This window comes from Burkholderia sp. 10_S31 (genome assembly GCF_056930375.1).
In genome coordinates this window covers 206644-227876 of the sequence record NZ_JBXOWK010000002.1, presented here as the reverse complement: position 1 = coordinate 227876, position 21233 = coordinate 206644, and the positions used below count along the sequence as shown (strand labels likewise).

Annotated in this window: 16 protein-coding genes; 5 read left to right on the top strand and 11 right to left on the bottom strand. The window is 65.9% G+C overall.

Going from position 1 to position 21233, the window contains the following annotated elements; translation table 11 throughout:
• Positions 1 to 39: 39 nt before the first annotated feature.
• The 9 genes from AC1Z3W_RS15610 to AC1Z3W_RS15570 form a co-directional block, all read right to left on the bottom strand.
• Positions 40 to 1296, bottom strand: coding sequence for an aromatic ring-hydroxylating oxygenase subunit alpha (locus AC1Z3W_RS15610; RefSeq protein ID WP_124834467.1), 1257 nt, complete (start codon positions 1294 to 1296; stop codon positions 40 to 42).
• 335 nt (positions 1297 to 1631) lie between these two features.
• Complete coding sequence (locus AC1Z3W_RS15605) at positions 1632 to 2549, bottom strand: LysR substrate-binding domain-containing protein (RefSeq protein ID WP_057927704.1); 918 nt, start codon at positions 2547 to 2549, stop codon at positions 1632 to 1634.
• Between the two features lie 144 nt (positions 2550 to 2693).
• Positions 2694 to 3695, bottom strand: coding sequence for a glycine betaine ABC transporter substrate-binding protein (locus AC1Z3W_RS15600; RefSeq protein WP_057927703.1), 1002 nt, complete (start codon positions 3693 to 3695; stop codon positions 2694 to 2696).
• A gap of 178 nt (positions 3696 to 3873) precedes the next feature.
• Positions 3874 to 4989 carry a quaternary amine ABC transporter ATP-binding protein gene (locus AC1Z3W_RS15595; RefSeq protein ID WP_124834468.1) on the bottom strand — a complete coding sequence of 372 codons (1116 nt, stop codon included), beginning with the start codon at positions 4987 to 4989 and terminating at the stop codon, positions 3874 to 3876.
• On the bottom strand, positions 4982 to 5869 hold the full coding sequence (locus AC1Z3W_RS15590) for an ABC transporter permease (protein WP_057927701.1): 888 nt from the start codon (positions 5867 to 5869) through the stop codon (positions 4982 to 4984). The genes AC1Z3W_RS15595 and AC1Z3W_RS15590 overlap by 8 nt, the downstream gene beginning before the upstream one ends.
• A gap of 68 nt (positions 5870 to 5937) precedes the next feature.
• Positions 5938 to 7263 carry an NAD(P)/FAD-dependent oxidoreductase gene (locus AC1Z3W_RS15585; protein ID WP_483507933.1) on the bottom strand — a complete coding sequence of 442 codons (1326 nt, stop codon included), beginning with the start codon at positions 7261 to 7263 and terminating at the stop codon, positions 5938 to 5940.
• 18 nt (positions 7264 to 7281) lie between these two features.
• The gene (locus AC1Z3W_RS15580; protein WP_483507932.1) at positions 7282 to 8175 is read right to left on the bottom strand and encodes a dihydrodipicolinate synthase family protein; all 894 of its coding nucleotides are present in this window, start codon (positions 8173 to 8175) and stop codon (positions 7282 to 7284) included.
• 4 nt (positions 8176 to 8179) lie between these two features.
• Positions 8180 to 9679: an aldehyde dehydrogenase family protein gene (locus AC1Z3W_RS15575; RefSeq protein WP_483507931.1), complete on the bottom strand. Its 1500-nt coding sequence runs from the start codon at positions 9677 to 9679 to the stop codon at positions 8180 to 8182.
• 61 nt (positions 9680 to 9740) lie between these two features.
• Positions 9741 to 10466, bottom strand: coding sequence for a GntR family transcriptional regulator (locus tag AC1Z3W_RS15570; RefSeq protein WP_057927697.1), 726 nt, complete (start codon positions 10464 to 10466; stop codon positions 9741 to 9743).
• 654 nt (positions 10467 to 11120) lie between these two features.
• On the opposite strand from AC1Z3W_RS15570, the gene AC1Z3W_RS15565 reads away from it, so the two are divergent.
• The 5 genes from AC1Z3W_RS15565 to pntB all read left to right on the top strand — a co-directional run bounded on the left by AC1Z3W_RS15565 (position 11121) and on the right by pntB (position 17949).
• On the top strand, positions 11121 to 12251 hold the full coding sequence (locus AC1Z3W_RS15565; protein WP_124834472.1) for an FAD-binding oxidoreductase: 1131 nt from the start codon (positions 11121 to 11123) through the stop codon (positions 12249 to 12251).
• Positions 12252 to 12371: 120 nt separating this feature from the next.
• Positions 12372 to 13601 carry a M24 family metallopeptidase gene (locus AC1Z3W_RS15560; protein WP_124834473.1) on the top strand — a complete coding sequence of 410 codons (1230 nt, stop codon included), beginning with the start codon at positions 12372 to 12374 and terminating at the stop codon, positions 13599 to 13601.
• A 154-nt stretch (positions 13602 to 13755) separates the two neighbouring features.
• A complete protein-coding gene (locus tag AC1Z3W_RS15555; RefSeq protein ID WP_483507930.1) occupies positions 13756 to 14346 on the top strand; it encodes a dimethylsulfonioproprionate lyase family protein in 591 nt (196 codons plus the stop codon).
• A gap of 575 nt (positions 14347 to 14921) precedes the next feature.
• Entirely contained in the window at positions 14922 to 16523 is a 1602-nt protein-coding gene (locus tag AC1Z3W_RS15550; protein WP_483507929.1) for a Re/Si-specific NAD(P)(+) transhydrogenase subunit alpha, read from the top strand.
• A 13-nt stretch (positions 16524 to 16536) separates the two neighbouring features.
• A complete protein-coding gene (gene pntB / locus AC1Z3W_RS15545) occupies positions 16537 to 17949 on the top strand; it encodes a Re/Si-specific NAD(P)(+) transhydrogenase subunit beta (protein WP_483507927.1) in 1413 nt (470 codons plus the stop codon).
• A gap of 190 nt (positions 17950 to 18139) precedes the next feature.
• On the opposite strand, the gene AC1Z3W_RS15540 is transcribed toward pntB, so the two are convergent.
• Positions 18140 to 19309 carry an AraC family transcriptional regulator gene (locus AC1Z3W_RS15540; protein WP_483507926.1) on the bottom strand — a complete coding sequence of 390 codons (1170 nt, stop codon included), beginning with the start codon at positions 19307 to 19309 and terminating at the stop codon, positions 18140 to 18142.
• Positions 19309 to 20943, bottom strand: coding sequence for an AMP-binding protein (locus AC1Z3W_RS15535; protein ID WP_057927689.1), 1635 nt, complete (start codon positions 20941 to 20943; stop codon positions 19309 to 19311). Before AC1Z3W_RS15535 ends, AC1Z3W_RS15540 begins: the two co-directional genes overlap by 1 nt.
• Positions 20944 to 21233 lie beyond the last annotated feature (290 nt).

Below are 21233 nucleotides of genomic sequence, written 5' to 3'. Positions count from 1 at the left end.
CGGGCTCCGGCCACGCGCGTTCGCGCGACGCGCCGCACGTCAGATCCCGTGTGCGTCGAGGCGCCCCGCATACCAGTCGACGAACTGGTCGACGTAGTTTTCGGTGGACGGCGAGTACGGGCCCGGAATGTAGCCCGGGTCTTTCGCGCCGCGATGGTTGATCGCCACCAGGCTCGCGTCCTGCGCATTCGTCGCGACCCAGACCTCGGTCAGCTTCGTCAGGTCGTAGTCCACGCCCTCCACCGCGTCCGCATGCACGAGCCACTTCGTGCGGACCAGCGTCTTTTCCGGCGTGAGCGGGATGATGTAGCTGATCATCGCGTGGTCGCTCATCACGTGCGTCCACGAGTTGTGCGTCCACATGTGCGTGTCGCCGAGGTCGCGGCGCGTGAGCTTGCCCAGCAGCTTCTGCGAGGCCACCTTGGTGTCCATCGTCTGCGACTCGCCGTGACCGGCGATCAGCAGCCGCTCGGTGCGGAAATGCGTCGCGACGTCGCCGGACAGCGCTTCGACCGCCTTGCACAGCCACCCTTCGTTTTCCCAGTTGCGCTGCGTGTCGGCATTGAGCTTCTCGTAGGCTTGCTGGGCCTTCAGCGACGCCTCGTCCATGTCGTCCGCACTCGAACCAGTCGACTCGGGCAGGAACGACTGCGTCAGCTCCGGGTGCCCGGCCTCGCAGTGGTAGCACTCGCGGTTGTTCTCCATCACGAGCTTCCAGTTGCCGTCCTCGACGATCTCCGACTCGAACGCGATCTTCGTGTTCTGCAGCTCGTATGGCGCGAAGCGCGGCCCCATCGTCCCCTCGAGGTGTGCAATGTCGGCCGGCGGCTCGTCGGCAAAACACACGAGCACGTGCGTGCCGACCACCTTCACATGCACGGGCAGGAGATTGCGGCAGGTGCTGTCGAAGTCCTTCCCCATGTGCTTGGTGTGACGCAGGCTGCCGTCGAGGTCGTAGGTCCACTGGTGGTACGGACACACGAGCATGCCGACCGTCGACTTCCCTTCTTCCTTCAGACGCGCGCCGCGGTGGCGGCACACGTTGCGATATGCGCGGATGGCTTCGTCGTCGTCGCGCACGATCATGACCGACGCGTTGCCGATGTCGACGACCGACACGTCACCCGGCTCCGGAACGTCGGCGGTCACGCCGACCACGATCCAGTGCTTGTGGAAGAAGATGTCGACGTCCGTCTCGAATACATCGGGCCGGCTGAACACTTCCCCAGGCATTCCGCAGCCGGGCTCACGGCTGCGCACGAGTTCGCCAAGGGGCTTCAATTGAACGTCTGACATCGTCTTCTCCAACGTTGATGGGGAAGCGGGACCTGAATCGGTCCCGCGCTAGCCGCAGTATTGGATTGCCGGAAAAACGCGTCAATGCGCTTTATTTTCCCCGCTTCATTACATTGGATTATGGGTCGGCGGTGAGGGCTGGACCCGGTCTTTCAGGGCGACTTCGGTGCGGCTTGCGCGCAAAAAAAATCCCGCGCCATCGGGCAAGTTCGCTCGAAGTTCGCGGGACGCGGGACAAGGCAGTTCGCCCAGGCGGCGAAACCGCGTCAGTGATAAGGATGATTAATTAATTGAACCGCGCAGGAACGCACGCGGATTCCTTCCGCCCGCGCACATCATGCGACACCGGCGTCGTCCTTCAACAGGTCGATCAGCTTCTGAATCGACGGCGTGACCGAGCGCCCGTGCGGCACCACCACGTAATACGCGTCGCTCAACGGCAGCGACACGTCCATCAGGCGCACCAGATCACCCGACGCCAGATGCTCGTGGAGCAGCCGGCTCCAGCCGAGCGCGACACCTTGCCCGAGCAACGCCGCCTGAACCGCGTCCGGATACAGGCACGTGCGCACGCCGTACCTGAGCTTGGCCGGACGCGCGCCGACGGCCCGGAACCACTTGTCCCAGCTCAGCCAGCCTTCAGACGTCGAGTCTTCCTCGATGAAGGTCATGTTCGCGAGCTCGTCCAGCGAATCCGGCGTACCGTACCGGTCTCGCCAAGCGGGCGAACAGACTGGAAACACCTGCTCGTCGAACAGCAGATGCGCGGTGCCGTCGCGCCACTTGCCGTCGCCCCAGCGAACCACCGCATCGACTTCGGTGTGGCGCAGATCGGCGGTAAACATCGTCGTCGTGAGACGGATACGCAGGTTCGGGTGCAGTTCCTTGAGCCGCGCGAGACTCGGCATCAGCCGGAAATGCGAGAACGCCGCGGTCGTGGCGAGCACGAGCTCCTCGTCTTCGATGCCGGTCGACAGCCGGTCGAACACGCCGGCGATCTTGCCCATCGCCTCGGCCACGACCGCGTAAAGCGCCGCGCCTTCGGCCGTCAGCGTCGTCGCGCGATGCAGGCGGTCCAGCAGGCGCACGCCGAGCAATTCCTCCAGCAGACGGATCTGCCGGCTGACCGCAGCCTGCGTGACACCCAGTTCGGCGGCGGCCTGCGTGAAGCTGCGCAGCCGGGCGACGGCCTCGAACTCCACCAGCGCCGTCAACGAAGGAATGAGTCGCCGATAACCTTTTGCACCGTCCATGCCCGCTTCACCGTGAACCTGTTGGTTGAGTATGAGTGACCAGCTTCGGATACGTCACCGACGAGCGGGCGGCAATCCGTGCCGCGCGCCCGTCGGTGTTTGAACCGCTTGGCAGGCGTGACGATCCCGAGCTTCGGTTTCGCCTTACAGCGACGCCTTGATTTTCTCGGCCGCAGCCGGCGTCACCCACTTCGTCCACACGTCCTGCTTTTCCTTCAGGAAGCGCTTCGCGCCGTCGTCGCCGGTGGCCTGGTTGGTCGTCATCCAGAGCATCACCTGTTGCAGGTCCGCGGTCTTGAAGCTGCGCGTGTTCAGATACTTCATCACGTCCGGATTGGCCTTGTCCGCGAACGACTTGGACACCAGCGTATACAACTCACCGACCGGCCAGCCCGTCGGCTTCGGATCGGGGCAGTTCGCGACCGTCGTGCAGCGCTTCCATTCCGCCTGATCGACCGGCACGCCGGCGTCGAGCTTCACCATCTGATACTTGCCGAGCAGGGACGTCGGTGCCCAGTAGACGCCGAGCCAGGGCTTCTTGCGTTCGTAGGCCTTCGCAATCGATCCGTCGAGCCCCGCCGCCGACCCCGTATCGATCAGCCGGAACCCGGCCTGCTGCGCCTTGTACGCCTTATATAGTTGCGTCGTATTGGTCGTGATCCCCCAGCCTTGCGGGCCGTTGTAGATCGCGCCCTTGCCGGGATTCTCAGGGTCGGCGAACAGTTCGGGGTGCTTCAGCGCATCCGGAATCGTCTTGATGTCGGGATGCGCATCCGCGACGTACTTCGGGATATACCAGCCGTAGACTGCGCCTTCCTGAATGGTCTTCGCGCCCATCACGATTTTCTTCTCGTCGATCCCGCGCTGCACGATCGCCGGCAGCAATGCAATGGCCCCTTCCGACACGATGTCCGGCTTGCCCTTGTCGACCATCGACGTAATCGTTGGCACGGTATCGCCGATCACGGTGTTGACCTGGCAGCCGTAGCCTTCGCCGAGGATCGCCTTGTCGACGGCCGCTTCCAGCTCGGCACTTTGCCAGTTCATGTTGGCGATCGTCACGTTTCCGCAACCGGCAGCGTAGGCGTGCGAGCCGCCGAACAAAACGCCAACTGCGGCGAGTGCGCGAAGAGATGTCAGTTTCATTGCCGTTTCCTCAAAGTTGCCGGACCTTCCCCGGTATGCGTTGGTCTGTACGCCCTTCCGTGTTCGGTCCGAACCGGACACGGTCGAGCGCATTACTGCGGGCACATGCGATCGTTCGAATCGCCGGCCTGATGGCGAGATGTGGGTCAGTGGTCTTGCGCGAGCGTCACGGGTGCGCTCACCCGCGGACCGCCGCGACGGAGGCCTCCACGCGCGCACGCGCGTCCGGCTGCACGTGCGGCAGGTCGGTCGCGTCCTCCGGCGTCGCCAGCGCGCAGGCGAGCTGGCGCAGGTCGACCGTGCCGAGCGGATGGTTGCCTTCGCCGACGACCGTCAGGCGATCGATGCCCGGATCGCGCGTGAGCATCGACAGCGCGCTTTCGAGCGTCGTTCCGGCCGCGACGTGCGCCCCGACCACCGACGCGCCCGTGCGCAGCGGCGCCATCACGTCCTCGACGCAGACCACGCGCCCGCGATTCACCTGCCTGACGAAGTTGGTCACGTACTCGTCGGCCGGGCGCAGCACGATGTCCTGCTTCGTGCCCTGCTGGACGATGTTGCCGTCGCGCAGGATCGCGATCTGGTCGCCGAGCCTCAGCGCCTCGTCGAGGTCGTGCGTGATGAAGACGATCGTCTTGCGGATTTCCTTCTGCAGATCCAGCAGCACGGTCTGCATGTCCATCCGGATCAGCGGGTCGAGCGCCGAGTACGCTTCGTCCATCAGCAGCACGGGCGCGTCCATCGACAGCGCGCGAGCGAGGCCCACGCGCTGCTGCATGCCGCCGGACAGCTGATTCGGATAGCGTTGCTCGAAGCCCTTCAGCCCCACGCGTTCGAGCCATCGCATCGCCGTGTCGACCGACGTGTCGCGCGCCACGCCGCACACTTCGAGACCGTAGATCACGTTCTCGAGCACGTTTCGATGCGGCAGCAGTGCGAACTTCTGGAACACCATCGCCGTCTGGCGCCGGCGGAATTCGCGCAGCTCCTTCAGTTTCATCCGGCACACGTCGACGCCGCCGATCAGCACCTCGCCGGCCGTCGGGTCGATCAGCCGGTTGATGTGGCGGATCAGCGTCGACTTGCCCGAGCCGGACAGGCCCATGATCACCTGGATGGAACCGGCGGGAATGTCGAGGTTGATATTCCTCAGCCCCAGCACGTGGCCGGTCTGCGCGAGCAGTTCGGCCTTGGACAAGCCGTTCTTGACGGCATCGACATGGGACGCGGCTTTCGGCCCGAAGATCTTGTAGAGATTGCGGATCGCGATGCCGCCGGACTGGATGTCAGCCATGGACCACCTCCTGATGCTTTTGAAGACGCTTGCCGTAGGCCTGGCTGACGCGGTCGAAGATGACGGCGATGCCGACGATCGCGAGGCCGTTGAAGATACCGAGCGTGAAGTACTGGTTGGCGATGGCCTTCAGTACCGGCTGGCCAAGCCCCTGCACACCGATCATCGCGGCGACCACCACCATCGCGAGCGCCATCATGATGGTCTGGTTGACGCCTGCCATGATGGTCGGCAGCGCGAGCGGCAGCTGCACCTTCACGAGCCGCTGCCAGCCCGACGAACCGAACGCGTCGGCGGCTTCGATGATGTCCACGTCGACCAGCCGGATCCCGAGATTGGTCAGGCGGATCATCGGCGGGATCGCATAGATCACGACCGCGATGAGGCCGGGCACGCGACCGATGCCGAGCAGCATCACGACTGGAATCAGGTAGACGAAACTCGGCATGGTCTGCATCACGTCGAGCACCGGGTCGACCAGCTTGCGGATCCGGTTCGACTTCGCCATCAGGATGCCGATCGGCAAGCCGATGAGGATCGACAGGAACGTGCAAACGAAAATCATGGACACGGTTCGCATCGTGTCCTCCCACATGTCGAGGTAGCCGATCGCGGCAAGCGTGACGAAGCAGCCGGCGACGATCTTCCAGTTCCGGCTCGCCACCCATGCGACCGCGAGCACCAGCAGCATGATGACCGGCCACGGGGTGCGCGTCATGAAGTGCTCGGCCGCCGTCAGGAATTGCTGAAGCGGCTGGAACGCCGCGTCGATCGGGTCGCCGTACGCGGCGGTGAAAGCGCGGAAACCGTCGTCGATCGAGCGCTTCATGTTCAGAAGCGCGTCGTCCTGCATGTGCGGAAACGTGTGTATCCAGTCCATTTGATTCTCCATCAGTCCGATGCCCGCCGGAAGGCCTGCCGATAGGCCGGCGTGTCGGGGGTTGTCCTTCATTCGATGCCGGCCGACCATTCCTTGACGCTCAGGTTGGCCGTCGCGCCGATCGTCAGAAACGGTTGCGGCGGCAACCGCTTCGGCGCCGCGAACCCGCGGAACACCTGCACGAGCCACGAGTCCATTCCCAGCGCCGCCTCGGCGGCCGCGATGCCCGACGCGGTCGCCTTCGTCGCGCCGACGCCATTGCATGCGATCGCCGCGAAGATGCCCGGCTCGATTTCGCCGAACGCCGGCACGCCGTTCCACGTCAGCGCCATCGCGCCTGCCCAGCGGTACTCCATCGGCACGCCCCTGAGCATCGGGAAACGCGCGTCGAACTTGCGGTCGTGGACGCGGCCCGCGCGTGCGATCGCGCCTTCGGTCACCTGCAGCCGCGGGTTGTACGTGTAGCGCGAGCGGATCAGGATCCGGTCGCCGTCGTCGCCGCGCACGCGACGCACCGTGGTCCCCATCGGGAACGCGGGCGTCGCGGCCCAGGCGCGCTCGCCGCCGAGCCGCGACGGATCGAATGCCTTCGTCATCGATGCGTACGTGTAGACATGCAGCAGCACGCCCGGCAACAGGCCAAAACTCTGCGCGTGCCCGTTGTTCGCCAAGATGATCTTGCCGGCGTTGACCGCACCGTTCGGGGTCTTGATGCGCCACGATGCGCCCTGCCGCTCGAGCGACAGCGCGGGCGTATTCTCGAAAAGCCTGATCGGGTCGCCGAAGGAATCGGCGAGGCCCCGGATGTAGGCGGCCGGCTGGATCATCACGGTGCCGGGCGTGAAGATCGCCGACGTGAACGACGTCGTGCCGGTGACCGTCGCGATCTCTCCTGCATCGAGCAGACGATATGGTTCGTTCACCTTATCGAGCTGGACCGCATAAGAGGCGACGTGCTTGTCGCCCCGCGGCCCCATTGCGACGTTGTACTTCCCGCACGGGTCGAAAATGTCCTTGCCCCAGCCCTTCTCGAGCGCCAGATCGCGTGCCATTGCGATCGCCATCCGGTGCACCTGGATGTCGTGCCGCCGCTCGTCGCTGCCCGAGCCGCCATAGTCTTCCGACGATACTTCGTGCGGCAAGTCGATGATGAAGCCCGAATTGCGGCCCGTCGCACCTTCGGCGACTTCGCCGGCCTCCAGCACGACGACCTTGACGCGCGGATCGAGTTGCGACAGGCGCCGCGCCGCGGACAGGCCCGCGAACCCGCCGCCGATGATCGCGATGTCGGCGTTCACCGTGCCGGTGAGCGGCGCGCGCGGCGTCCGCGGGGGCAGCATCTCGACCCAGCCGGACTTGCCGAGATGCTGCGGGAGTTTGCTCGCTACGAACATGATGGTTCACCCGCTCCGTTACACGGCTTGCCGTTCGCGCTCGACCAGCGCGCCGACAGCGGTCTGCAATGCGTCGCGCTTCGCGGCGGACAGGCGCGACAGCGGGCGACGCGGATTGCCCGCGCCGTAGCCGGTCATCTCGGCCGCGGCGTAGACCGACTGCACGTAGTCGCCTTCCCAGATCAGCGACATCGCGGGCTCCAGCAGTCGCCAGATTTCCCGCGCGTCGACCCAGCGACGTTCCTGCGCGGCCTCGACGAGTTCGAGGCAGGTCTTCGGTGCAAAGTTGGCACCGCCCCAGATCAGGCCGCTGACGCCGGCATACATCGCATACGGCACGAGCGGATCGGCACCGTTCATCATCGGCAGCCCCGTGCGGACCAGCGCGGCCTGCTTCGCCAGGTCGCCGCTACTGTCCTTGACCGCGAGGAATTCGGGAATCTGGCACAGCCGGTGCAGCAGCGACGGCGTGATCTCGACCCCGACCGCCTGCGGCACGTTGTAGCCGATGATCGGCAGCCCGGCGCGCGCGACGGCGGCGTAGAACTCGAACACGCCGTCATCGTCGGTCGGCCCCTCGAAGAACGGCGGCAGCACCATCACGCCGCCCGCACCGCAATCGGCCGCGTGACGCGTGCGCTCGACGACATCGTCGACGAGCAGCGCGGACGTCTGCGCGATGATGCGCGCGCGCCCGTTGATAACCTTCGCGCCGAACGCGACCAGCGCCTTCGATTCCTCCTGCGACAGATACACGTGCATGCCGGTGCCGGAACTCAGCACGAAGCCCTCGATGCCCACCGCGAGATAGCGCTCGATCAGTTGCTCAAGGCGCGCATGATCCGGTTTCCCGTTCTCATCGAAAGGAGTACTGATTGCCAGGTTGATGCCAGGGAAAGCAAAGTCTTTCATGTCGTTATGCCTCGTCCGCTTCGTTAATGTTCAGGTCGACCCAGAGGGTCTTGAGCTGCGTGTACTGGTCATGGGCGTGCAGCGAGTTGTCGCGTCCGCCGAAGCCCGACTGCTTGAAGCCGCCGAACGGGGTCGTGATGTCGCCTTCGCCGAATGCGTTCACCGTCACCGTGCCTGCGCGAACCGCACGTGCCGCACGCATCGCGCGTTTGCCGTTTCCGGCGAATACCGACGCCGCAAGGCCGTAGTCCGTATCGTTCGCGATGTCGATCGCCTCCTGCATGCCGTCCACCGTGATGACGGACAGGATCGGTCCGAAGATTTCCTCGCGTGCGTGCTTCGCGTCGTTGTTCGCGACGTCGATGATGGTCGGATGGACATAACGGCCTTCGCTCGTCTGCCCGCCGTACAGCACGGTGGTGTCGCCACCCAGATACGACTGCACTTTCTCGTAATGCTGCGCGGACACCAGCGGCCCGATCCGGTTGGCCGGATCGAGCGGGTCGCCCACATGCCATTCGTCGGCCAGCTTCGTGATCTTCTCCAGCAAGGGCGCCTTGATATCACGATGCACGATCAGCCGCGAAATCGCCGAGCAGTTTTCGCCCATGTTCCAGAACGCGCCGTTCACGATGTGACTCGCGACGGCATCGAGATCGGTCGCATCGGCCATCACGACGCACGGATTTTTCCCGCCCATCTCGAGCACGACCTCCTTGAGGTTGCTCTCGGCCGAGTACGACAGGAAGCGCCGGCCGGTGTCGGTGGACCCGGTGAAGGACACCATGTCGATGTCGCGATGGCGGCCGATCGGTTCGCCGACCGCCGGGCCCGTGCCGGTCACGACGTTGAATACGCCGGGCGGAATGCCGGCCGCGAGCGCCAGCTCGGCGACCCGCATCGTCGTGAGCGACGTCTCCTCGGCGGGCTTCACGACCAGCGTGCAGCCGGCCGCGAGCGACGGACCGATTTTCCACGCGAGCATCAGCAGCGGGAAATTCCATGGCAGCACCAGACCGACGACACCGACGGGTTCGCGCACGATCATCGAAATATGACCGTCGGAGGCCGGCGACACCTGGTCGTAGATCTTGTCGATCGCTTCCGCATGCCAGCGCAGCACGTTGACCGTTTCCGGGATATCGACCGTCTGACAATCGAAGATCGTCTTGCCGCTGTCGAGGCTCTCCATCACCGAAAGCTCGAGCGCATGCTTCTCGACGAGGTCCGCCAGCCGGAGAATCGCCTGCTTGCGCGCGGCCGGATGCAGCTTCGACCAGCGGCCGTCGTCGAACGCGGCGCGGGCGGCGGCGACCGCGACATCGACGTCCTCCTTCGCGCACGCCGGCACGTCGGCGAGACGGCCCCCGGTTGCCGGGTTGATCGTGGCAAACGTGGCACCCGACCGCGCCGCGTGGGCCTCGCCGTCGATCACGACACTGCGCGGCAGATTCAACTCGCGAGCGATCCGTTGATACTCGCTCCGGGACAGCAACTCAGTCATATCAGTCTCTCATCGATACAGGGTTTCATGAGGAACCGAATCAGCGGCTCGGTTCGTGGTACTAAAAATCAATCGATACGTCGACACCTTCGGGCGCCACGTACGACGCCATGTTTCTGCGCGCCAGGTAGACGTGCGCGCTCACGATCTCTCCGGCAGCCTGTGCGTCGCGGCGCTCGATGGCGTCGATGATCGCGTCGTGCTGCTGAACCGCCTCGACGAGCTCGGCTTCCATCTTCTCGTCGCGCGGTTGATAAAACGTCTTCGCGAGCCGCGCATGATCGATCAGCAGGCGGCACAGGCTCGGCAGCAGGTACGGGTTGTGGGCCATCTTGCCGATCGCGAGGTGAAACTCGTCGTTCTGCAGCACCCGCTCGTCCACCCCGCCGCTTTCCACCGCCGCGCGAAACCGCTCCTGGATACGCTTCAGCCCGTCGATTTCCCCCTGGGTCGCATGCATCGCGGCCAGCTTGGTCGTCGCCACGTAAATCAGCGGCGCGGCCAGGAAATAGTTGCGCAACGAGTCGTAGTTCATCGACGCGACCCGCGCGGCGCGATTGGCTTCGAGCTCGATATAGCCCTCGGCCGCCATCTGCCGCATCAATTCGCGCACCGGCGGACGGGACAGCCCGAATTCCTCGCCGAGTGCCACCTCGTCCAGCGTCGCCCCGGGCTGGAGCTCCATGCTGAGGATCCGGTGTCGAAGCGTCTGCGCCAGAACCGCCTTGCGATCCAGCGACGGCGACTGCGCATCGTCACGTTCGGTGTCCACGAGATTCGCCTTCATGTGCTCTCCTGTTGCATGCATCGTCTGTATACAAATTGTATTCGTCAAGACTTCAATGTGTCTAATGCGGGAAACTGCTTACCCCGCGAGGATCGGTACCGGCCTCGAGACCGGCTCGACGGGCCGCGATCGGCAGGCGACTTCCCCCTCCCGAGGCCGCCCGGAGGGTGATCCAGGCGCTCCCAGCCCGGATGTTAGAGGAACAAGCTGCGTGGGACACGCGATTCGGCCGGCATGACATGGCCGGGTGGGAAAGTCGGGCGACCGACCATCGCGATCCGTCCCCAACCACAACGCATCGACATATCGACTGCGGCGCGCGCTGCCTGCGGCAAGCGCGAAGCATCATCCGCCCCCACGGGCTCGCATCGCGTCATCGCGAACGAAATCCGCGTCGGCAAGCGCCCGATCGTTGCCGCCGCGGCACTGGCCGCGTGGACGCGCGCCACGCATAACCTAATGTAATGGCGGCCGGAAAATAAAGCGCATTGACGCTGTTTTAGTGCATGCCAATACTCGGGCCACAGCGAAGGTACTCCGGGCATGGAGCGAGACATCGGAACGCGGCACGACAGAGGCCCGTCATCGAAGCCCGGCCTTCGCGAATGACAGCGTGCACGTCGAGCGTGCCGCGCGCCCCAAGGAAGCAATGCCATGAACTCCGTAGACAGAATGTTCGATCCCGCCCTCGAAGCACACGACCGACTCTCCCATCCCGGCACGTGGGACAGCACTGGAAGAACCTGGGCGAGCGGCGAACAGCAGGTGCTGACGTGCTGCCGCGTCGTCGACGAGACGCACGACGTCAAAAGCTTCGAGTTCCGCGTGGGCGACGGCTCGCCCGTTCGCTTCGAACCCGGCCAGTTCATGACCGTGTCGGCGGACGTCCACGGCCAGTCGGTCGAGCGCTGCTACACGATCTCGTCTCCGCCGACCCGCCCCTATCTGCTGTCCATCACGGTGAAGCGGGTTCCCGGCGGCGTCGTGTCGAACTGGCTGCACGACAACATGGAGCCTGGCAACCGATTGCTGGCCTACGGTCCGTCGGGCAGCTTCACGCCGACCGCGGCACCCGCCGCCAAGCTGCTGTACCTGTCGGCCGGCTCGGGCGTGACGCCGCTGATGTCGATGACGCGCGCGAGCATCGACCTCGGGCTCGACCTGGACATCGTGTTCGTCCACAGCGCGAGAACGCCTGCCGATATCGTGTTCCGCAACGAGCTGCGGCGGCTCGAGGCGCTTTCGCCGCGCCTGCGCACGTTCTTCGTCTGTGAAGGCGCCGGCGACGAAGCGCACTGGCCGGGACCGATTGGCCGGCTCAGCCTGCCGCTGCTTGCCGAACAGGTGCCCGACTACGCCGAGCGCGAAGCATTTACCTGCGGCCCGGCCGGCTACATGAATGCGGTACGCGACCTGCTGCGCGGCGGCGGTCACGATCCCGCGCGCTATCACCAGGAGAGCTTCGACATCAGCGCCGGCGTCGCGTCGGCACCTGTCGAACCGGCATCCGAAGCGTCGTCGGAAACCTTCACGGTCAAGCTGTCGCGTTCGTCGAAGACATTTACGATGCACGCCACCGACACCGTGCTGTCGGCGGCGAGAAAGGCGGGCCTTGCGATTCCGTCGTCCTGCAGCCAGGGCATCTGCGGCACGTGCAAGACCAAGGTGCTCGAAGGCACGGTGGACATGCAGCACAACGGCGGGATTCGCGACCGGGAAGTCCAGAAAGGCTTCCGGCTGCTCTGCTGCAGCCGCCCGACGTCGGACCTCGTGCTGGAACTCTAGTCCGTCGGCAACCGCGCGCGGCACGGACACGGGCCCTTCCACAAGAGCCCGGATCACGCCGACGCGCTCACGCCGCGTTCCCTGCAAACGCACCATCAGAACAACCCCAGGAGGCACAGTATGGCGGGCGATCAGCTCCTAGATGTAAGCAGTGCTATTAATTCGCATGACAAGGATGCCGTCTTGCGCGACGTACGCGCATACCGGTTGGCCCGGGTTCAGGAGCAACTGCTCGCGCACAAGATCCCGGCGATCCTGCTGTACGACCCGGTCAACATTCGCTACGCGACCGATACGTCGAACATGCAGGTGTGGGCCGGGCGCAACCCCGCACGCTACGTGATGGTGTTCGCCACCGGGCGCATCGTCGCGTGGGAATTCCACAGCAGCGAGCACGTGTGGGACGGCCTGAATCTCGATGTGGAACTGCGCGGTGCGGTCAGCTGGACCTACTTCAACGCCGGCCCCGATGCGGAGCAGCGCGCCGAGACGTGGGGCGCCGAAATCGTCGACGTGTTCCGCAAGCACGCGCCGGGCGAGCGCTTCCTGGCCGTCGATCGCCTCGATCCGTTCGGCACCGCGTATCTGGAGAAGCACGGACTCACGCTGACGGACGGCCAGGCGCTGATGGAAACCGCCCGGCTCATCAAGTCGTCGGGCGAGCTCGTGTTGATCGGCGAATCGCTGCGCACCGCCGAGAAAGGGATCGAGCGGATGCGGCGCGAACTGCGCCCGGGTCTGACCGAGAACGACATCTGGGCGAACCTGCATTACGAGAACATCCGCCATGGCGGCGAATGGATCGAAACGCGCCTGCTCGCGTCCGGCGACCGGACGAATCCGTGGATGCACGAGTGTTCGTCGCGGGTGCTCGAGGCGGGCGACCTGCTCGCGTTCGATACCGACATGGTCGGGCCGAACGGTTATTGCTCCGACATCTCCCGTACCTGGCTCGTCGGCGACGGCCGCCCGTCGGACGAGCAACGCAAGCTGTACGAATACGCGTATGCACAGGTGCATTTCAACATGGATCTGCTGCGGCCCGGCATGACGTTCCGCGAGTTCTCGGAAAAGGCGTGGAAGATCCCCGACCCGTTCGTGGAGAACCGCTACTGCTGCCTGGCGCACGGCATCGGGATGGTCGACGAGTATCCGTCGATCGCGCACCAGGTCGACTGGGACAGCGCGGGTTACGACGGCCGGTTCGAGATCGGTATGACGGTCTGCGTCGAAAGCTATATCGGCGCGCAAGGCGGCAGCCAGGGCGTCAAGCTCGAACAGCAGGTCGTGCTGACCGAGCACGGCTGCGTGTCGCTGACCGACTGCGCGTTCGAAACCGACTGGCTGTAAAGAAGGCGATGCGGGCCGCGGGCCGGACGTCAACAGCGGCGCATGCATGGCGGCCGGTGCCAAATCGGACGCCCTTTTTCGCTTTCAGGACCCGCGCGTTTCTGCGTAGACTTTCGTTTCATCAAGCCAAGTGGCCGCAGGAGCAGAGACCAGCATGAGTGAACGCCCGAAGAACATCGCGGATTTCGTCCGGATCGCCGGCGAGCTGTTCCAGTCGGACAAGCTGCCACCCGCCGCGCGCGCGTTCGCGCCGCAAGTATTCGCCCGGCTGCAGACGCCGTCGGACAACGGAACACGGCTCGCGGCGCGCTACCCCGCATGCGACTGGCTCGACCGCGCGCTCGAGTCGGTCGCGCGCGTCGACCCGACGTTCGCCACCGTCGCGCAACTGATCAAGTCGCTCGAGCCCGAGGTGGGTTGGTCGCGTCGCACGTCGGGAAAGGACGGCAGTCCGAACTACATCGACGGGCACGTGAACGGGATGATCTGCGGGCCCGGCGGTGCGGAAAGCCGCGACGACATCCAGCTCGGCTTCTCGCTGATGATGCCCAACGTCCGATATCCGGATCATGGCCACGCACCGGAGGAAGCGTACGTGCTCATGACCACCGGTGAATTCCGGCAGCAAAACGGCGCGTGGTTCGATCCCGGGATCGGCGGCGGCATCCACAACGCGCGTGGTGCACTGCATGCGATGCGTTCGGGCGACGCGCCGTTCCTCGCGATCTGGTGTCTGCTCAATTGATCGGGTAATCGACGCGACAGGCTGGCAGGCCGCCTGCGGTCGGTGGTCAGCGGTCCGTCGTCAGCAGCCGGGCATTGGCCTACCGGTCGGTCGGGATGGCTTCAGGCCGCTGACGAATGACGCGCCTGCGTGTCGAGATCAGCCGGATCGTGCCCGGTGTGCGTGATCCGATTCAACGCCAGGACCGCCGACGGAAGCCGGCCATGGGAACCCTCAAAGGAAGCCGGCTATGGGAAACTCGTGCGGTGCCGTCGCGCGCCTGCCGGGTCACGCAACGACGTCGCACCACGACAGCGGCAGTCTGCGCACCTCGTCGACATCCGTTCGGCCGATGCGATACGGCCCGCGCGTGGATAAAACGCAACAGTACAACTGCAGAGGCGCCCGACGCACTCGATGCGCTCGCATCCTCGATAGTGCCGTCGTTATAAGGCATACTCTGTTCGCACCCAGCGAACGATCGTTTCATTTCTTGACGCAAACTCTCGCGTGATCCACTAAACACACACACGATTCTGGTACCTTGACGCACCGGCCCGAGCGCATCGCGACGGCCATCACCCATCTTTCATACTATGACATTACAGATTGGGATTCCTCTGGAGACAGCCACCGGCGAACGGCGCGTTGCGACCGTACCGGAAGTGGTCGAGAAACTGATCAAGCTGGGGTTTTCGGTGACCGTCCAAAGCGGCGCCGGTGCCGGCGCGAATTTTGACGACGATACGTACCGCGCAGCCGGTGCGAGCATCGCCGCCACGGCGGCCGAGCTCTGGTCCGGCAGCGACATCGTGTTCAAGGTGCGCCCGCCGAGTGCCGACGAAGTCGCGCTGATGCGCGAAGGCGGCACGCTGATCGGCTTCGTGTGGCCGGCACAGAACCCCGAACTGATGCAGCAGCTGGCCGCGAAGCGCGCCACGGTGCTGGCGATCGATTCGCTGCCGCGCACGCTGTCGCGCGCGCAGAAGATGGACGCGCTCACGTCGATGGCCGGCATCAGCGGCTACCGCGCGGTAATCGAGGCCGCCCACGCGTTCGGCCGCTTCCTGAACGGCCAGGTCACGGCGGCCGGCAAGATTCCGCCGGCCAAGGTCTTCATCGCCGGTGCCGGCGTCGCGGGCCTCGCCGCGATCGGCACGGCCGCGAGCCTCGGCGCGATCGTGCGCGCGAACGACACGCGCGCCGAGGTGGCCGATCAGGTCAAGTCGCTGGGCGGCGAGTTCGTCAAGGTCGACTACGAAGAAGAAGGCTCGGGCGGCGGCGGTTACGCGAAGGTGATGAGCGAAGGCTTCCAGCAGGCCCAGCGCGCGATGTATGCGCAGCAGGCCAAGGATGCCGACATCATCATCACCACCGCGCTGATCCCCGGCAAGCCGGCGCCGAAGCTGATCACCGCCGAGATGGTGCGGTCGATGAAGCCCGGCAGCGTGATCGTCGACATGGCCGCCGAACAAGGCGGCAACTGCGAACTCACGGTGCCCGGCGAGGCGGTCGTGCGCCACGGCGTGACCATCGTCGGCTATACCGATCTCGCGTCGCGCCTGTCGCGGCAGTCGTCCACGCTGTATGGGACCAACCTGCTGCGCGTGGTCGAGGAGCTGTGCAAGACCAAGGACGGCACGATCAACGTCGACTTCGACGACGACGCGATCCGCGGCCTCACGGTCATCAAGGAAGGCAACGTCACGTGGCCACCGCCGCCGATCAAGCAGGCGGCCATCGCACCCAAGCCGCCGGCGGCCGCCCCCGCCGCGGCCGCGCCGGCGAAGTCCAAGGGCCACGGTCACAGCGGCGAGCCGATGTCGGCCAAGGCGCTCGCGATCGTGTTCGCGATCGGCGCGCTGGCGTTCCTGCTGGTCGGCCAGTTCGCGCCGGCCAGCTTCCTGTCGCACTTCACGGTGTTCGTGCTCGCGTGCTTCGTCGGCTACATGGTGATCTGGAACGTCACGCCGTCGCTGCACACGCCGCTGATGAGCGTGACCAACGCGATCTCGTCGATCATCGCGATCGGCGCGCTCGTGCAGGTCGCGCCGCCGCTGGGCGAGCTGGCCAACGCCGGCGATCGTCCGTCCGGGCTGATCCTCGGTCTCGCGGTGGGCGCGCTCACGCTCACGGCCGTCAACATGTTCGGCGGCTTCGCGGTCACGCGGCGCATGCTGGCGATGTTCCGTAAATAAGGGGACAACAATAATGACTTCCAACCTGACTACCGTCTCCTATATCGGCGCCGCGATCCTGTTCATTCTCAGCCTCGGCGGGCTGGCCAATCCCGAGACCGCGCGCCGCGGCAACCTGCTCGGCATGATCGGCATGCTGATCGCCGTGCTGGCCACCGTGGCCGGTCCGCGCGTGTCGGCCGCGGGCATTCCGTACGTGATCGCCGCGCTGGTCGTCGGCGGTGCCGTCGGCCTGTACGCCGCGAAGAAGGTGCAGATGACGCAGATGCCGGAACTGGTCGCGCTGATGCACAGCCTGGTCGGTTTCGCGGCCTGCCTGGTGGGCTTCGCGAGCTATATCGACACGTCGCTGCAGCTCACCGGCGCCGAGAAGGCCATCCATGAAGTGGAAATCTACGTCGGCATCCTGATCGGCGCGATCACCTTCGCGGGCTCGGTGATCGCGTTCGGCAAGCTGTCGGGCAAGATCGGCGGCAAGCCGCTGCTGCTGCCGGCGCGGCACTGGATGAATCTCGCCGCGCTGCTGATCGTGATCTACTACGGCCGCGCGTTCCTGCATGCGGAAAGCATCCAGGACGGCATGCTGCCGCTCGCCGTGATGACCGTGATCTCGCTGCTGTTCGGTGTGCACATGGTGATGGCGATCGGCGGCGCGGACATGCCCGTCGTGGTGTCGATGCTCAACAGCTACTCGGGGTGGGCGGCGGCGGCCACCGGCTTCATGCTCGGCAACGACCTGCTGATCGTGATCGGCGCGCTGGTCGGCTCGTCCGGTGCGATCCTGTCGTACATCATGTGCCGCGCGATGAACCGCAACTTCATCAGCGTGATCGCGGGCGGCTTCGGCAGCGGCGCGGGCGCACCGGCGGCAGCCGGCGGCGCTGCGCAGCCGGCCGGCGAAGCGGTCGCGGTGAGCGCGGCGGAAACGGCCGAGCTGCTGCGCGAGGCGAAGCGCGTGATCATCGTGCCGGGCTACGGGATGGCCGTGGCGCAAGCCCAGCACACGGTGTTCGAACTGACGAAGCTGCTGCGCGAGAAGGGCGTCGACGTGCGTTTCGCGATTCACCCGGTCGCGGGCCGCATGCCGGGCCACATGAACGTGCTGCTGGCCGAGGCGAAGGTGCCGTATGACATCGTGCTCGAAATGGACGAGATCAACGGCGACTTCCCCGAGGCCGACGTGTCGATGGTGATCGGCGCGAACGACATCGTGAACCCGGCCGCGCAGGACGACCCGGCGAGCCCGATCGCCGGCATGCCGGTGCTGGAAGTGTGGAAGGCGAAGACGTCGATCGTGATGAAGCGCAGCATGGCGTCCGGCTATGCGGGCGTCGACAATCCGCTGTTCTACAAGGACAACAACCGCATGTTGTTCGGCGATGCGAAGTCGATGCTCAATGAAATCTTCGGCGCACTGAAAGCCTGAGTGCGGCCACGCGCGCGGAGCGGGCAACCGGCCCGTTTCAGCAGCGCGTGGACCCAATGACCCGTCGGCCCGTCACGCATCGGCAGTGCGTGACGGGCCGACGCACATCCGCGGTACCGGAACGACGGGGAGCCATCCATGGGATCGCACGAAGGATGCCGGTTATGGGAGCGCGCTTGAAAAACCCGTGCTATGCGCGCCGCCGGTAAGTCCCCGGCGTACTCCCCGTCCAGTGGCGGAATGCGCGATGAAACGCGCTCGGATCGTCGAAGCCGATATCGGCGCCGATCGCCGCGATCGTGTCGAGCGTGTCGGTGAGCCGCTGGATCGCGATGTCGCGCCGCAGTTCATCCTTGAGCGCCTGGAACGTCGTGCCTTCGGCGGCCAGATGGCGGCTCAGCGTGCGCACCGAGCAATGCAGATGCTCGGCTGCCTGATCGATCACCGGCAGGTCGGGCAGCGCCGCCGACAGGTATTGCCGCACGCGATGGCACACGAGCTGTTCGCTGAACGATTCGAAGATCCAGTCGCCGGGCGCGCGCGCGAGGAACTTGCGCAGGTTGCGCTTGCTTTGCCGGATCGGCGCATCGAGGTAGTCGGCGCTGAAGCGCATCAGCGTGCGTTCGCAATCGAACTGCACGGAGCCGGAGAAGAAATAAAGATGCTCGACCGCATGGCGCGGCCGCGGGCACGCGAACTCGATCTTCAGCAGCGGGATCTTCTGCCCGATCAGCCAGGAACACACGCCGTGCACGAGCTTGAGCATCAGCTCCTGGCCGAGCGCGCCGATCGGGCCGACGGCCGGGTTCGGCCGCAGCAGCACCTGCGCGACCAGGCCGTCGCGCCTCGATTCGACGAAGAAGTCGTCGAGCAGGATATGGAAGAACTGGCCGAAGCGATGCAGCGCCGTTTCGAGGTTGCGCGCATCGAGCAGGCTCAGGCACAGGTACTTCAGCGTGCCGCCGCGCAGCGGGCGCGAGAAGATGCCCGGCATCTCGTCGTCGAGGTCGATCGCGAGCGTGCGGTACAGCGTCGAGAACTGCTCTTCCGTCACGCGCGCATGCGGCTCGCCAAGCAGCTCGAGCGGAATGCCGGCGCCGCGCAGGTAGCGCTCGACCACGTCGCGCTGCGCGCCCGCGCTGGCCAGAAAACCGTTGACGAGCGAGATCGGCACCGTCGCGCTCGGCGACGGCAGCGCACGCCCGGGCCGGGCGGAAGGTGAGTCTGAACCGGTCATCGCGTCCCCATCGGTCGAACCGCTCGCATTGTACTGGAGCGGCCCGGACCGGGCTTTCGGGACATGCGCGGCATGCGGCGCACCGGCCCGCGCGCCGCCGGGTGCGCGGCGCTTCGGCACCATCAGTCGGCGCGGCTGAGTTCCCGGCGCAGGATCTTGCCGACCGTCGACTTCGGCAGCCGGTCGACCAGGCGGATCAGCTTCGGCACCTTGTAGGCCGCGAGGTTGGCACGGCAATGCGCGACGATCTCCGCTTCGGTCACGGCCGCATCCGCCGCGAGCACCACGAACAGCTTGACGGCCTCGCCGGTGCGCTCGTCGGGCACGCCGATGCATGCGCATTCGGCGACGCCCGGCAGTGCGGTCGCGACCGCTTCCACCTCGTTCGGATAGACGTTGAAGCCCGACACGATGATCATGTCCTTCTTGCGGTCGACGATCTTCAGGAAGCCGGCCGCGTCGAACACGCCGATGTCGCCGGTGCGGAAATAGCCGTCCGCGGTGAAGGCTGTCGCATTCGCCTCCGGCTTCTGCCAGTAGCCGCCCATCACTTGCGGCCCCTGCACGCAGATCTCGCCCGCTTCGCCGATCGCCACCTCGCGATCCTGGTCGTCCAGCAGCTTCACGTCGGTCGACGGCAGCGGCAGGCCCGTCGTGCCCGTGAACGCGTCGATCGACTGCGGATTGAACGTGACCACCGGCGACGTTTCCGACAGCCCGTACCCTTCGCGAATGAAGTTGCCCGTCACCGCCTTCCAGCGCGCTGAGATCACGTCGATCACCGCCGCGCCGCCGCCGGCCGACAGCTTGAGCCGCGACCAGTCGACCTCCTTCAGCCGCGGATGGCCGGCGAGCCCCGCATACAGCGTATTGACGCCGACGAACACCGACGGCCGCGCGTCCTTCAGCACGTCGATGAAGCCGTCCATGTCGCGCGGATTCGCGACCAGCCAGTTCTCCGCGCCGATCGCGAAGTAGGACAGGAAGTTCACCGTCAGCGCGAAGATGTGATACAGCGGGATCGCCGTGACGACGACCTCCTCGCCCGGCCGCCGCGCGGCCGGCACGATCGCGCCGAACTGCTCGATGTTCGCGACCAGGTTGCGGTGCGACAGCGCAGCGCCCTTCGACAGCCCCGTCGTGCCGCCCGTGTACTGCAGCAGCAACAGATCGTCGCCGCGGAGCGCGACCGGCTCGAAGGCGAGCGCTTCGCCCGCGGCAAGCGCATCCGCGAGCGCGATCGAGCCGGGCGGCAGCGCGTCGCACGCGCCGGCCGGCGCATCGACGATACCGAGATCGCCGCGGCCCACGCTCAGCACGGTCCGCATGCGCGTCTTGCCGACCACGTCGGCGAACGTGCCCATCGAGCCGCCGCACACCACGGCCACTTCGACACCCGCGTCGTTGAGCTGATGCTCGAGCTCATGCGCGGTGTAGAACGGGTTCACGTTGACCTGGATCGCACCGATCCGCGCGAGCGCGACGAACACCACCGGAAACGCGAGCACGTTGGGCAGCATCACGGCCACGCGGTCGCCCTTGCGCACGCCCACGACCTGCTGCAGGTAGGCGGCCAGCGCGCTCGACAGGCGGTCGACGTCGGCGTAGGTGAGCGTGCGGCCGAACGCGCGGAACGCGGGACGCTCGGCGAAGCGGCGCATCGTGTCGTCCAGCAGCGCGGTTACGGAAGGATGGCGATCGGCATCGATCTCGGCGGGGATCGAGCCGTACGACCCGATCCAGTGTCTCTTCGTCATGTCCTGCTCCTCGGGGGACGGCGCCGGGCAGCGCCGTTCGCACGGCGGCCCGCGCACCGGATGGGCGCAGGCCGCCGCCTGACCGACGACTATCGCCCGCCGGACAGGCTTTGAAAATGATCCGGACGGTCGAAAAGATGATCGAAACGGACACGCCGGCGCGCAGCGGGCCGCCTGACGCCGCTTCCGTCCATGCATCGGTCCCGCCGTGTCGGGCCGTGCATGCTCATGCTCATCAGGGTGAACCCTATGGCGCCGCAGCGCGTTCCGGCGCAGAATCGCGCACCGGA